Origin of the sequence: Nocardia sp. NPDC051570 (assembly GCF_044454005.1) — a bacterium.
Classification (GTDB): domain Bacteria; phylum Actinomycetota; class Actinomycetes; order Mycobacteriales; family Mycobacteriaceae; genus Nocardia.
Window position 1 is genome coordinate 104,538 of the sequence record NZ_JBITDI010000012.1, and the last position, 13,309, is coordinate 117,846.

12 protein-coding genes are annotated in these 13,309 nt (G+C 67.4%); 7 read left to right on the forward strand and 5 right to left on the reverse strand.

Annotation, left to right across the window (positions count from 1 at the left end; all coding sequences use genetic code 11):
• Nucleotides 1-72 precede the first annotated feature (72 nt).
• Nucleotides 73-1,113, forward strand: a complete 1,041-nt coding sequence (locus tag ACIA76_RS28295; protein WP_397155875.1) for a fused (3R)-hydroxyacyl-ACP dehydratase subunits HadA/HadB — start codon at nucleotides 73-75, stop codon at nucleotides 1,111-1,113.
• Here ACIA76_RS28295 and ACIA76_RS28300 read toward each other — a convergent pair.
• Nucleotides 1,110-2,576, reverse strand: a complete 1,467-nt coding sequence (locus tag ACIA76_RS28300) for a DUF4185 domain-containing protein (RefSeq protein ID WP_397155877.1) — start codon at nucleotides 2,574-2,576, stop codon at nucleotides 1,110-1,112. The two genes, ACIA76_RS28295 and ACIA76_RS28300, sit on opposite strands and share 4 nt — an antisense overlap.
• A 211-nt stretch (nucleotides 2,577-2,787) precedes the next feature.
• Between ACIA76_RS28300 and ACIA76_RS28305 the strand changes: the two genes are divergently transcribed.
• Complete coding sequence (locus ACIA76_RS28305) at nucleotides 2,788-3,105, forward strand: excalibur calcium-binding domain-containing protein (protein WP_397155879.1); 318 nt, start codon at nucleotides 2,788-2,790, stop codon at nucleotides 3,103-3,105.
• 162 nt (nucleotides 3,106-3,267) lie between these two features.
• Here the strand turns inward: ACIA76_RS28305 and fbaA are convergent, their stop codons facing one another.
• A complete protein-coding gene (gene fbaA / locus ACIA76_RS28310; protein WP_397155881.1) occupies nucleotides 3,268-4,305 on the reverse strand; it encodes a class II fructose-bisphosphate aldolase in 1,038 nt (345 codons plus the stop codon).
• A 219-nt stretch (nucleotides 4,306-4,524) separates the two neighbouring features.
• Here fbaA and ACIA76_RS28315 point away from each other — a divergent pair, with 219 nt between their 5' ends.
• Nucleotides 4,525-5,181, forward strand: a complete 657-nt coding sequence (locus ACIA76_RS28315) for a DedA family protein (protein ID WP_397156158.1) — start codon at nucleotides 4,525-4,527, stop codon at nucleotides 5,179-5,181.
• Between the two features lie 13 nt (nucleotides 5,182-5,194).
• Nucleotides 5,195-5,905 carry a DedA family protein gene (locus tag ACIA76_RS28320; protein ID WP_397155883.1) on the forward strand — a complete coding sequence of 237 codons (711 nt, stop codon included), beginning with the start codon at nucleotides 5,195-5,197 and terminating at the stop codon, nucleotides 5,903-5,905.
• Nucleotides 5,906-5,978: 73 nt separating this feature from the next.
• Here ACIA76_RS28320 and ACIA76_RS28325 read toward each other — a convergent pair whose 3' ends face one another.
• Both ACIA76_RS28325 and ACIA76_RS28330 read right to left on the reverse strand, forming a co-directional pair.
• Entirely contained in the window at nucleotides 5,979-7,127 is a 1,149-nt protein-coding gene (locus tag ACIA76_RS28325; protein ID WP_397155885.1) for a glycoside hydrolase family 76 protein, read from the reverse strand.
• A gap of 43 nt (nucleotides 7,128-7,170) precedes the next feature.
• Nucleotides 7,171-8,142, reverse strand: coding sequence for a helix-turn-helix transcriptional regulator (locus ACIA76_RS28330; protein WP_397155886.1), 972 nt, complete (start codon nucleotides 8,140-8,142; stop codon nucleotides 7,171-7,173).
• A gap of 70 nt (nucleotides 8,143-8,212) precedes the next feature.
• Here ACIA76_RS28330 and ACIA76_RS28335 point away from each other — a divergent pair, with 70 nt between their 5' ends.
• Nucleotides 8,213-10,447, forward strand: a complete 2,235-nt coding sequence (locus tag ACIA76_RS28335) for an ATP-binding cassette domain-containing protein (protein WP_397155888.1) — start codon at nucleotides 8,213-8,215, stop codon at nucleotides 10,445-10,447.
• A 3-nt stretch (nucleotides 10,448-10,450) separates the two neighbouring features.
• On the opposite strand, the gene ACIA76_RS28340 is transcribed toward ACIA76_RS28335, so the two are convergent.
• Nucleotides 10,451-11,131 carry a TrmH family RNA methyltransferase gene (locus ACIA76_RS28340; RefSeq protein ID WP_397155890.1) on the reverse strand — a complete coding sequence of 227 codons (681 nt, stop codon included), beginning with the start codon at nucleotides 11,129-11,131 and terminating at the stop codon, nucleotides 10,451-10,453.
• A 139-nt stretch (nucleotides 11,132-11,270) separates the two neighbouring features.
• On the opposite strand from ACIA76_RS28340, the gene ACIA76_RS28345 reads away from it, so the two are divergent.
• The gene (locus ACIA76_RS28345; RefSeq protein WP_397155892.1) at nucleotides 11,271-12,644 is read left to right on the forward strand and encodes a sensor histidine kinase; all 1,374 of its coding nucleotides are present in this window, start codon (nucleotides 11,271-11,273) and stop codon (nucleotides 12,642-12,644) included.
• On the forward strand, nucleotides 12,641-13,303 hold the full coding sequence (locus ACIA76_RS28350; protein WP_397155893.1) for a LuxR C-terminal-related transcriptional regulator: 663 nt from the start codon (nucleotides 12,641-12,643) through the stop codon (nucleotides 13,301-13,303). Before ACIA76_RS28345 ends, ACIA76_RS28350 begins: the two co-directional genes overlap by 4 nt.
• The last annotated feature ends 6 nt before the right edge of the window (nucleotides 13,304-13,309 follow it).

The following is a 13,309-nucleotide window of genomic DNA, read 5'->3' on the forward strand; positions in this document are numbered from 1 at the left end:
CTTCCGTTCGGAACTATAGAAGCTGGCCCGCACAGAGAGATTTACGCAGTAAGAGTTGAGGGAGCAAGGGATATGCCGGAGCTGGCACCCGATGCGCCGGCATCCACGGAAGTCGCCGGCCGGCATTACCGGGTCCGTGACCACTACGAGGTCGGACGAGAGAAGGTCCGCGAATTCGCGCGGGCGGTTCAGAACAATCACCCCGCGCACCGCTACGAGGCGGACGCCGGCAAGCTCGGCTGCGACGGGATCATCGCGCCCCCGACCTTCACGTCGGTGATCGGCGGCCTCACCACACAGGCGCTGCTGGACAACGTCCTCACCGATTACGACCTGTCGCAGGTGCTGCAGACCGATCAGGTCTTCGAGATCCACCGCCCGATCCAGGCCGGGGCCCGGCTGCGCACCGAGGCGGAGATCGCGTCGATCCGGCATCTGCGCGGCAACGACTTCGTCACCGTCAAGACCACTGTCGTCGACGAGAACGAGGTGGTGGTGCAGGTCGCGGCGACGACGATCGTCGCGCGGCTGGGCGAGGAGATCGATCCCGAGATCGTGCGCCTGGTCGAGGGTCTGGTCATGCATCGCCCCGACGCCAGCCGCAATCGGGAGGTGCTGATCCCGATCGGCACCGGGCAGGCCACCGCCGCACCGGAACTGGCCGAATCCCGCCGCGATTGGGAGGTGCATACGATCCCCACCTTCGACAGCCTGTCGGTGGGCGATCAGCTGCCGATCGCGACCCGCCAGGTGACCCGCGGGGATCTGGTGAACTACGCGGGCGTCTCGGGCGATGCGAATCCGATCCACTTCAGCGATCATGCGGCCGAACTCGCCGGCCTGCCGACGGTCGTCGCGCACGGCATGCTGACCATGGGCCTGGGTGCGGACTACCTGTCCACCTGGCTGGGCGATCCGACCGCCATCGAGACCTACAGCGTGCGCTTCTCCGGTTTCGTCCCGGTCGAGACGACGACCCCGGCGGAGATCGAATTCACCGGCCGGATCAAGGCTCTCGATCCCGAGCGCCGCACCGCGACCGTCCTGCTGGGCGGCACCTCGGTCGGTAAGAAGCTGTTCGGCCGGGCCATCGCGCAGGTGCGACTGAGCTAATCGTCCAGGCGGGCGTGCATCAGATAGACGTTGTAGTCGGTCCAGGTGCTGATCGTGAAGTAGAGATCCGAGCCGGTCGACCACGGGTGGATGAAACCGCCGTACAACTCCGGATACTGCGTGGCCGAGACCAGCTGCGTCGATTCGGACCAGGCACCCTGCGGCGAATCCGACTCGCGCACAACGATGGCCGCCTTCGCGGTGTCGAGATAGCTCATCTGCCAGACGTGGCGGGCGGCGTCGTAGCGCACCGACAGCTCACCCGCGGGACCGTCGACGATCGGGCTGGCCGAGGCCGCGCCGCCGACCGGGGTCCAGGAACCGTCGTGCCAGTACTGGTAGGCCGAGGGATTGAGCACCCCGTCCCTGGGCACCCGGGCCAGGCCGACCGATCCCAGCCGGGTATTGGGCGTGCCGAACATGTATACGTAATCGCCCTGCGGAACCATCGCGCCCACCTGGAAGTTGGAGACGCCGAAGATGTTGTCCCAGCGCGCGTACGGATCCTTGGTCCAGGTCTGGCCGTGATCGTCGGAATAGGCGATGCCGCCGTAGTTGGTATAGAACGTGCCCGGCATGCTGTTCCAGGTGCGAATCGACATATAGCTCAGAAACTGTCGGTCGCCGAGCGCGAAACCGGAGGTCGGGATGGTCGTGATCTCGACGTTGTCCATCTTGCGACTGGGCAGCACCTCGGCGGCGTGACACCGGTCGTCGGTCACCATCCGGTCGAAGACGATCCCGTTGGTCAGATCGTGATTACTGCTGAACGCCAGCAGATTACTGCGCCAGTCCCCGCCCATACCGCCCGGCGGATGGAAGCCGGCGCCCACGGTATCGCCGAAGGCCATGGCGATCTCGCCGGGCGCGCTCTCCCACATGATGCCGAGATCGGTGCCGTGCACCTGCCACCGCTTATCGGTCCGATTGACCGAATCCGCGCCGGTGACCTTGGCGACCTCGCGGATCTCATGCGCCCGCGGCGCGGGCCGCGCGGCCACCCGGGCGGCCGTTTCTGTCGGCGGATCCACGCGGACCGGCGGCGGTGAGATGGGTTCGGGCGAGGGCCCGGCGGGCAGGGCGAAGAAGAACGGCTTGGGATTCAGCAGTATCTCGGGCATCCCCATCCGAGTGAGCAGACTGGGCGGCGGTTCCGGTGTATCGGTGAGATCGGGGCACGGATTGGTGCACGGATTCGCCGGTAGCTCCATCGGGACGCGCACCGGCGCCATGGTCGGGGGCGGCCCGGAATCGACGGTGAACACCGGATAGGGCACCGGCACCTCGAGCGTCTTGGGCACCAGCGGCAGATGGACGGGCGCGGGATCGGTCGCACAGGGACCGATGCCCGCGAGCGTTGCGACGGAACCCTTTTCGGCGGCGGCGGTCGGATGCTGCGCACCCACCAGCGCCCCGGCTCCGACAACGACCGCCCCGACGGCGGCCAACAGCCGCATGGCCATACCCAACCCTTCGACATCGATCCACCGCGCGTGGCGCTTGTCATTCGCGCCCCGACCATACCGGGATGAACCCGACAACCAGCGACATTCCACGCCGACGAAACCTGTGAGTGCTCACAGCAACACCATCTTCAGTTCACAGCTGAGCCTTCTACAGTGAGTTGAACCATTCCTCCAGTGAGATGAACCATTCTCGAACGGGGTTGTCGCCGTGAAATTCTCGATCAATCGCCGAACCGCCGCGCCCATTCTGGCCGCCGGACTGCTCATCGCGGGTATCGTTTCCGCACCGCTGGCCGTCGCCGACGACAGCACGCCCAGCGCGGGCGGCTCGAATTGGACCACCGATAGCCAGGGCGACTGGCAGCACACTCGGCACCACGAAAAGGACACGGCCGAGACGTATTACACCAACTGCACGGATGTCATCGCGGCGGGCAAGGCCCCGCTGTACGCCGGGCAACCCGGCTACTCCTTACAGCTGGATCCGAACGGGACGGGCGTGGCCTGCGCCCCCTGGGAGAACTAGCCCTCGGCCTCGAAGCGCGGCACGCGGCTGACCTTCGGATCGTCCAGGATCGGATCGTTATCGATCATGCGGCCGATCGTCAAGCCGCCCTGGGGAATCGCGCGGAGGTAGGACACGAGAGTGCGGCCGGTGCTCGCACCGGCCGCACTCTCGCCTCGTCGCCTACTTGGCGCTGACGGACTTGCCGGAGGACTTCAGGTCGTTGCACGCCTCGAGCACGCGCGCGGACATCCCGGCCTCGGCCTTCTTCAGATAGCTGCGCGGGTCGTAGAACTTCTTGTTGCCGACCTCGCCGTCGATCTTCAGCACGCCGTCGTAGTTGGCGAACATATGCGCGGCGATCGGCCGGGTGAAGGCGTACTGGGTGTCGGTGTCGACGTTCATCTTCACCACGCCGTAGCGCAGCGAATCCTCGATCTCGGACTTCAGCGAGCCCGAACCGCCGTGGAAGACGAAGTCGAACGGCTGCGCGCCCTCGCCCAGGCCGAGTTTGGCGGCGGCCACGCGCTGGCCCTCGGCCAGCACCTCCGGACGCAGCTTCACATTGCCCGGCTTGTACACACCGTGCACATTGCCGAAGGTCGCGGCGAGCAGATACTTGCCGTTCTCCCCCGAGCCGAGCGCGTCGATGGTCTTCTCGAAATCCTCGGCGGAGGTGTAGAGCTTCTCGTTGATGGCGTTCTCGACGCCGTCCTCCTCGCCGCCGACGACGCCGATCTCGACCTCGAGAATGATGTTCGCCGAGGAGGTCTGCTTCAGCAGTTCCTTGGCGATCTCCAGGTTCTCGTCGATCGGCACGGCCGAACCGTCCCACATATGCGACTGGAACAGCGGATTGCGCCCCGCCTTGACCCGCTCCTGCGAGATGGCAAGCAGCGGACGCACGAAGGTGTCCAGCTTGTCCTTGGGGCAGTGGTCGGTGTGCAGCGCGATGGTGACGTCGTAGCGGGCGGCCACCACATGCGCGAATTCCGCCAGGGCGACCGCGCCCACGACCATATCCTTCACACCCTGGCCGGAGCCGAATTCGGCTCCGCCGGTGGAGAACTGGATGATGCCGTCACTACCGGCCTCGGCGAATCCGCGGATCGCCGCATTGATCGTCTCCGAGGACGTGCAGTTGATCGCGGGGAAGGCGAAGGAGTTCTCTTTGGCCCGACCGAGCATCTCGGCGTAGACCTCCGGAGTCGCGATGGGCACAGTGGTGACCTCCGTGTGTGCGGCTGTGGACAGTTCTGTCAGGTCATACCCTAATTTCCGGGGCCATACAGACGAAAGCCGCCCTTGTCATACCCCCTGGAGAAGCTGTGAGGTTGTCGTGACGTTGGGTGCGATAGCCGGGTCACCGGTACTGTGGTGGCCGTGACCATGCTGGCCATATCCGACGTTCTCGCAGACGGCTTCTCCATCAAACATCTGATGGACCCGGTGTATCTGCTTACCCAGACTTCACTGTCGAACGCCGTGCTTCCGGCCATTCTGGGCATCGTCTTCATCGAGACTGGGCTGCTGTTCCCGATCCTGCCGGGCGATTCGCTGCTGTTCACCGGCGGCATGCTCGCCGCGCAGACCCCGCATCCGGCCTCGATCGGCGTACTGGTCCCGGCCGTCGCCCTCACCGCCGTCGCGGGTGATCAATGCGCCTACTGGATCGGCAGGGCCATCGGTCCCGCGCTGTTCCACAAACAGGACGGGCGCTTCTTCAAGCAGCGCTATGTCACCGAGACGCACGCGTTCTTCGAGAAGTACGGGCCGAAGACCATCGTCCTGGGCCGGTTCGTCCCGATCGTGCGCACCTTCATGCCGGTGCTGGCGGGCGTGTCGAAGATGGATTACCGCAAGTTCCTGATGTTCGACATCGTCGGCGGTGTCCTGTGGGGCGGCGGCGTGACGGTGCTCGGCTACTTCCTCGGCAATGTCGGCGTCGTCCGCGACCACATCGAGGCGATCTTCCTGTTCATCGTCTTCCTGTCGATCCTGCCCGGCATCATCTCGATCGCGAAGAAGCTCCGCAATCACGAACCGGTCCTGGACATCGACGAAACTCCCGTCCCGACGAACGAACCCACGCGCTGACACCTTGCTCACCATGCCGCTACCCCTCGCACTGGGCGGACTCGATTCGCTGCAGTCCGCTGGGCCGGCACTCGTTTGGACCGTCGTTCTCGTCTTCGTGTTCCTCGAGTGCGCACTGATCATCGGCCTGTTCCTACCCGGCGATTCGATGTTGCTCACCGCAGGCATCGTGCTTGCCTCCCATGAGACCGGCCATGCGCAGGTCTGGGGGCTCGCGGTCGCCACCATGATCGCCGCGATCGCGGGTAACCAGGTCGGATACGTGGTCGGGCATCGCACCGGCCACACCCTGGTGGCCCGCAAGAACGGGCGATATATCAACACCCGCAACCTGAATCGGGTGACCGCGCTGCTGCAGCGGCACGGCTTCCTGGCCGTGCTGGTGGCCCGCTGGATTCCGTGGGTGCGCACGCTGTGCCCGCTGGTCGCGGGCGCCGCCCGGATGGATCACCGCCGGTACACCCTGGCCAGTTCGATCGGCGCGGTGATCTGGGCGCCGGTGCTGCTGTTGATCGGCTTCTACGCCGGGGGCTTCCTCGATCGGGTGTCCTGGTTGCTGCCCTCGGTGATCGGCACACTGGTGGTCGGCTTGATCGCGGGGACCGTACTGGGCATTCGCCAGTACCGCATCGAAATGGCCCGTCCCGCAGAGGATTTCGACCTGGACATCACCCAGCCGATTCCAGCGGTTCCGGCCGAGAGCGTGCCGGAACCCCATAGGTAGGCGTGCTGGAACCCCATAGGTAGGCGTGCCGGGCCCCCGAGGTAGGCGCCGCCGGAACCGCGGCGGTAGCGCCTCAGAATCCGGCGGCCGTCACCAGATGGGCGGCCTCCATCAACATCCATCCCGAGAGCTGAACGGACATATCGCGTTCGGGTGTGCGGGAGGCGGTCACCGAACCACCCGCGGTGAAGGACCCCGCGCCCGATCTGCCGGTGGGCAGGCGGGCGGGCCGGGCCCAGTCGTGGCCGAACAGCGGTTCGCCCTCGACCTGGAGACGATGGTCCCAGGCGGCGGTGGCAGAGGCCTTGACGATGCCCGCGGCATGCCGCCTGGCCGTGACCTGATCGGCCTCCGCACCCGGCAGCATCAGCGCGACCAGCGCAAGATAGCGGACCAGGATGCCGTTGAACAGGCCACCGTCCCCGCCCCCGCCGCCGGTGACGATGCCGCGTTCGGTCATGCGGTCCTCGACCGCGTGCAACAGTCGCCGCACCCGTTCGATATGTCCGAAATCGCCGGTATGCACGGCCAATTCGGTCTCCAGGCCCAGCACCACGCCCTGGCAGTAGCTGAACACCGGCCGCTCGATCTCGCCCCCGGGCAGATGGATGCCGTCGAGGATCAGGCCGGATTCCGGATCGCGCAGCGTCTTGTCCAGCCAGTCGGCGAGGTCGGCGGCGCGATCGTGATGTCCGAAGCGGGCCAGCGCGATCGCGGCCGGGCCGTTGGCGGGCGCGTTGTAGTAGTCGGAGGCCTTACGCCACGGCAGCGCACCGATCTGCGCATTCCAGCCGGTGACCAGTTCCCGCTCCAGCGCGATGAGTCCGCCGCGCACCTCGGTGATGCCCTGGGTGCGCTCGGCCCGTTCCAGTGACAGCGCGAGCCAGGCCATATCGTCGTAGTAGTTGTTGGTCCAACCGGTGATGTTGCGCAACCGATGCGACCGCGCCAGCGCGGCGATGCGGCGCTTACGCGCCGGCGTGGGGGCGCGGGTGGCGGCGTCGATCGCGCATTCGATCAGATGGGCCTGCCACCAGTAATGCCAGGAGGCGAAGCCGCGTTCGCGCCGGGTCGCGGGCCAGCCCACCACGCCGAGTTCGGTGCCGGGCGTCGCCCAGAGGCGGCGCAGATGCCGGGACACGATCGCGGATTCGGCCAGATCGGCCCGCTGACCCCACACCTCGGCGGTGGGTTCGGCGGCGTGATGACTCCGCGAAATCATGGGTCAATGGTGCCAGTCCGTATGCCGGTTCGCGCTCGGTTTGTTATCCGGATGTGTCGGGACCGCGATCCGGGGCCGCATGCCGCAGACGGGCGGCGAGGATGCGGGCGCGCTCACGGAAGGCGACGGGCCGCTCGATGACGAAGTCGGCGTCGAGGAACAGCAGGTTGAGTATCAGCCACTCGAAGGAATCCACCCAGGTGGTGACCGAACAGCGGCCCGGGTCGAGCGGTTCGACGACGCATTCCTGGAACTTCAGGGCGTCGACCACGGCCTCGGCCGGGGCGTCCACCACGACGACCGCCCGATGCCTCGGGGCGGTCTGCTCGGAGTGCAGATAGGCCGCGGCGGATTCCGCGGGCAGCGGGCGCGGCACGAAAGTCGTTCCGGAGATCGACAGTTCGCCGATCCGATCGATCCGGAAGGTGCGCCAATCATCGCGATCGCGATCGAAGGCCAGCAGGTACCAGCGCAGATGGCGGTAAACCTGACGGTACGGCTCGACGCGCCGGCGGGCGGTCTCGCCGCCGCGCGAGGTGTAGGCGAAGCTCACGTATTCGTGGCGCGCCGCGGCGGCCGCGAGCCGGGCCAGCACCTCGGCATCGATCGGCGGTGCCGACGGCGCCTCGGTCTCCAGGGTGGTGCGCAGCGCGATCGCCCTGGCGCGCAGGCGTTTCGGCAGCAGCTGATCGATCTTGCCGAAGGCGCGGTCGGCCGCCCCGCCGATGCCCGAGGTCTCGGTGGCGGCGAGCATGCCCAGCGCGACGACCGTCGCGATCGCCTCATCGTCGTCGAAGACCATGGGCGGCAGCGTGGGCCCCGCGGACAGCCGATAGAAGCCGCCCGGGCCGGGCTGGGTGCTGACCGGATAGCCGTAGTCCCGCAGGCGTTCGATATCGCGGCGCACGGTCCGCGGGCTGGTGCCCAGCCGTTCCGCCAGCTCGGTGCCGCCGAACCGCCGCCCGGTCTGCAGATGAGCCAGGAGTTCGAGCATGCGGCGGGTGGCATCCGACATATAGCCATTCTCCCCGAGATGCGGTCAGAATCCGACCGCATCTCCGCTTAGCGTGGAAGGTATGAATCCGATGGCGAGGCAGGACATCCGCATCCGAGGAGCACGAACGAATAACCTGCGCGACGTCGATATCGACGTGCCGCGCCGGCAGTTGGTGGTCTTCGCTGGGGTGTCGGGCTCGGGGAAGTCGTCGCTGGTCTTCGATACGATCGCCGCCGAGGCCGGATATCAGGTCAACGAGAACTATCCGCCGTTCATCCGGAATCGGCTACCGCGCTGGGAGCGCCCCGACGTGGATCTGATCGAGGGCCTGTCGCCCGTGGTGGTGATCGATCAGAAGCGCCTGGGCGGCAATGCCCGATCGACCCTGGGGACCATCACCGATGCGTACACCTATCTGCGGCTGCTGTTCTCGCGGATCAGCGAACCGCATATCGGCGAATCGACCCACTTCTCGTTCAACGATCCCGCGGGCATGTGCCCGACCTGCACCGGCCTCGGCGAAACCCTGACCCCGGATGTGAGCAAGCTGGTCGATGAGAACCTCTCGCTGGCCGAGGGCGCGATCCTCATGCCCGGCTTCAGCGAGGGGAAGTACTGGCTGCGGCGCTATCTCGGCTATGCGCAGTTCGACGGCGACAAGCCGCTGCGGCAATGGGACCGGGCCGACCGCGAGGCGCTGCTGTTCGGCGGTGCGGCGGCCGAGCACCTCGGCCTGCCCAAGGACTACGAGAGCATCGTCGAACTGTTCGAGCGCATCTTCCTGCATACCTCCGACAATCTGTCCGACCGCAAACAGGCCGTCCTGGACCGCTTCACCCATTCCCAGCCCTGCCCGGACTGCCACGGCGACCGGCTCGAACCGGCGGCCCGCGCGGCACGGGTGCTGGACCGCACGATCGGCGAGATGACCCGCATGGAGGTCGAGGAGCTGGCCGAACTCGTTCTGGGCGTCCGCAATCCGGAGGTCGCCCCGGTGGTGTCGGCGCTGCACGACAAGCTCGCCGCGATGACCGCGATCGGACTGGGCTACCTGTCGCTGGCCCGCCCGACCACCACCCTGTCCGGCGGCGAATCGCAGCGGATCAAGACCGTGCGGCACCTGGGCAGCAGCCTGATCGAGATGCTCTACATCTTCGACGAGCCGACCGTCGGCCTGCATCCACACGATGTACGTGCCACGACCGGACTGCTGAAATCCCTGCGGGACAAGGGCAATACCGTACTCGTGGTCGAACACGATCCGGATGTGATGCGGGTGGCCGACCATATCGTGGAGGTCGGCCCGGGCGCCGGAGCGGCGGGCGGGCGGGTGATCTTCGAGGGCGAATTCGCCGGTCTCGAGGCGGCCGACACCCCGACCGGACATGCGCTGCGCTCCCGCCGCACCCCGCGCTCGGCACACCGCGTCCCCACCGGAAAGGTGCGCATCGAGAACGCCACCCGCAACAATCTGCGCGATGTGAGCGTCGACATCCCGACCGGCGTGCTGACCGTGCTGACCGGCGTCGCCGGCTCGGGCAAGTCGAGCCTGGCCGCCGAGCTGGTGGCGCAGCATCCGGCGACGATCGTCGATCAGCGCCCGGTCACCACCAATCGGCGCTCCACCCCGCTCACCTACTCCGGCATCGCCCCGGCCATTCGAAAGCTGTTCGCGCGCACCAACCATGTCAGCGCGCAGCTGTTCAGCGCCAACTCGGCGGGCGCCTGCCCGGTCTGCAAGGGCCTCGGCGTTATCTTCACCGACCTCGCCTTCATGGACGGTCAGGAGACGGTGTGCGAGACGTGTGGCGGCCGCCGCTTCATCCCCGAGGTGCTCGCCTACACCGTCGACGGCCTGAGCATCGCCGACGTCGACGATCTCACCGTGGCCGATGCCGTGCGCCGCCTGTCCGATCCGGCCATCGCCCGCGGCCTGCGGCACCTCGAGGAGGTCGGCCTCGGATATCTGCGCCTGGGCCAATCGCTGACCACGCTGTCCGGCGGCGAATGTCAACGCCTGAAGATCGCCAAGGAACTGGCCCGCCCCGAGCGGCACGACCTCTACGTCCTGGACGAGCCCACCACGGGCCTGCACCTGTCCGATATCGACACACTGCTCGGCGTTCTGGACCGGCTCATCGATCAGGGCAACACCCTGGTCGTCATCGAGCACAACCTCGACGTCATCCGCGCCGCGGATCATGTGATCGATCTCGGCCCCGGGGCGGGCCGCCGGGGTGGCGCCATCGTGTACGAGGGCACACCGGAAGACCTTGCCCGGCAGGAGGATTCGCTGACCGGGGCCGCGCTGCGCAGGGACTGACCGCTACCAGGCCGTGGTCAGATCCGCATGTTGCCGTATCCAGGCATGCATCGCGATTCCGGCCGCCACGCCCGCGTTGATGCTGCGCGTCGAGCCGAACTGGGCGATCGACACGGTCATGACCGCGGCCCGTTTCGCATCGTCGGTGACGCCCGGACCCTCCTGCCCGAACAGCAGCAGACAGTTGCGGGGCAGCCGGGCGGTCTCCAGCGGGATCGAGCCGGGCACGTTGTCGACCGCGACCACCAGCAGATCCTCGCGTTCGGCGAATTCGAGCAGATCGGCGACCTCCGCATGGTGCACGATGTGCTGATAGCGGTCGGTGACCATGGCGCCCCGGCGATTCCAGCGGCGGCGGCCGACGATGTGGACCGCGGCCGCGGCGAACGCGTTGGCCGTGCGCACGACCGTGCCGATATTGGCGTCGTGTCCGAAGTTCTCGATGGCGACGTGGAAGGTGTGGCGGCGGCGATCGATATCCTCGACGATCGCGTCGCGCCGCCAATACCGGTAGGCGTCGACCACATTGCGCCGATCGCCGTGCGCGACCAGTTCCGGATCCAGCCGCGGATCCTCCGGCGGCGGCGCGCCGAACTCGTCGAGCCACGGCCCTACTCCGTGCGGATGTTCACCCCATTCGGTGGGGCCGGGCAGCTGGTGATCCTCGGGCACGGCTGTGCTCATGACGGCCGGGGCTGGGGATGACTCACGGGCGTCATCGTAGCGGCGGGCTAGGCTCGTGCCCGGGGTGTGGCTACCTCTACCACCGATTCGGTGGGCTGCTCACTCGATCGCGGCCCCCGCCCAGACCAGCATGGAAGCTATGACCGAGACGTATACCGAGCCGATCGTCGCGCCGACACCGGCCGAGGGGTCGACCGCGGGGCGGGTGACGCGCGCCGTATTGCTCGCCCCGCTGCGCGCGCGGACCTGGAAGGAGTTCATCTTCCTGGTGCTCGCCGCGCCGCTCGGTTTCGTGGCCATGGGTTATGTGGTCCTCGGATACGGCGGTGCGAGCCTCGCGTCGATATTCCTGTTCGGACTGCCGGTGCTGGCGGGTGTGCTGCTGTCCGGACGGATCTGGGGCATCCTCTATCGAGGTCTGGCCCGATTCCTGCTGGACGCCCCGATTCCGGCGCCGCCGCCGTTCGCGCCGAAGCCCGGCCTCGTCGCCTGGCTGCGCGGCGCGTTCACCGACCTCACCGCCTGGCGGGCGCTGGCGTTCCTGGTCTGCGAGGTCGCGCTCGGACTGTTCGGCGGCTACTTCGTTCTCATCGGCATCGCGATCACCGGATTCGTCGCCCTCTCGGTGATCCCGTGGGCGCTGTTCCATCCGACGAACGTGGATCCCCAAGGGCAGATACATTATTCGCTCGCCCAGTTCGGCGACTACTACATCGACACGTGGCCGAAGGCGCTGGGCTTCTCGGCGATCGGACTGCTGGCCTGCTGGTTCGTGCTGCCCTGGGTGATTCGCGGCGTGTGCTGGGCGCATCGGCAACTGGCGCTGGCACTGCTCAGCCCGACCGGCAACGATCGCCGCATGGCCGAACTGCAGGAGAGCCGCCGGGTCGCCGTCGAGGATTCCGCCCTCACCCTGCGCCGACTCGAGCGCGATCTGCACGACGGCACCCAGGCCCGGCTGGTGACGATCGCCATGACCCTGGGCCGCGCCGAGGAACGCATCGCCGACGGCACCGACGCCACCGCGCTGATCGCCGACGCCCGGGCCAGCTCCAAGGAGGCCCTCACCGAACTGCGCGAACTCGTGCGCGGAATCCATCCGCCCGCACTGGAACTCGGCCTGGAACCGGCGCTCGAGACGCTCGCCGCGCGCTGCGCCGTGCCGGTCGAGCTGCGGGTGTATCTGCCGCAGCGCCCGACGCCCGCGATCGAGGCCATCGCCTACTTCTCCGTCGCCGAACTGCTCACCAATGTCGTCAAACACTCCGGAGCCGACCGGGCATGGGTCACGGTGCTGCCCGCCGGTGCGGGCGCCATGACGGTCGGCGTGCGCGACAACGGCCGCGGCGGCGTGCTGCAACCGGCCGTGCCGCACGGGGAAGCCGTTGCGGCGGGCGGCCTTTCGGGTTTGGCCGCGCGGGCTCGGGCGGTCGACGGCGGCCTGCTCGTGGACAGTCCGGTGGGCGGTCCGACCTTCATCACCATGACACTGCCGATTGCGGGACCACAATGAACGCACCGAATCCTGCCCTGCGCATCGTGATCGCCGAGGACAGCGCGATCCTGCGCGACGGCCTGGCCGGACTGCTCACCGATCGAGGACATCAGGTGGTCGAGATGGTCGGGGACGCAACACGTTTGAGTGAGGTCATCGCCGAACATCGACCGGATGTGGCGGTGGTCGACGTGCGGATGCCGCCGTCGTTCACCGACGAGGGCCTGCTGGCCGCGATCGAACTGCGCCGGAAGTTCCCCGACACCGGGGTGCTGGTGTTCTCGCAGTGGGTCGAAACCCGGTATGCCACCGAACTTCTCGCGGGCGGCGCGAGCGGGGTCGGCTATCTGCTCAAGGATCGAGTGGCCGACGTCCGGGAGTTCGTCGACGCCCTGCACCGGGTCGCGACCGGCGGCACGGCGCTGGATCCGGAGGTGGTGAGCCAGCTGATGGGCGCGGCACGACAGCAGGATTCACTGACCCGGCTGACCCCGCGCGAACGCGAGGTGCTCGAGCTCATGGCCCAGGGGCTGTCCAACGGCGCGATCGCCCGGGGCATGACCGTCACCGAACGCGCGGTGGAGAAGCATATCGGCAACATCTTCATGAAACTGGAACTGCCGCCCTCGGATACGCATCACCGCAGAGTGCTCGCGGTACTGCGGCTCAAGTCGTAACCATAT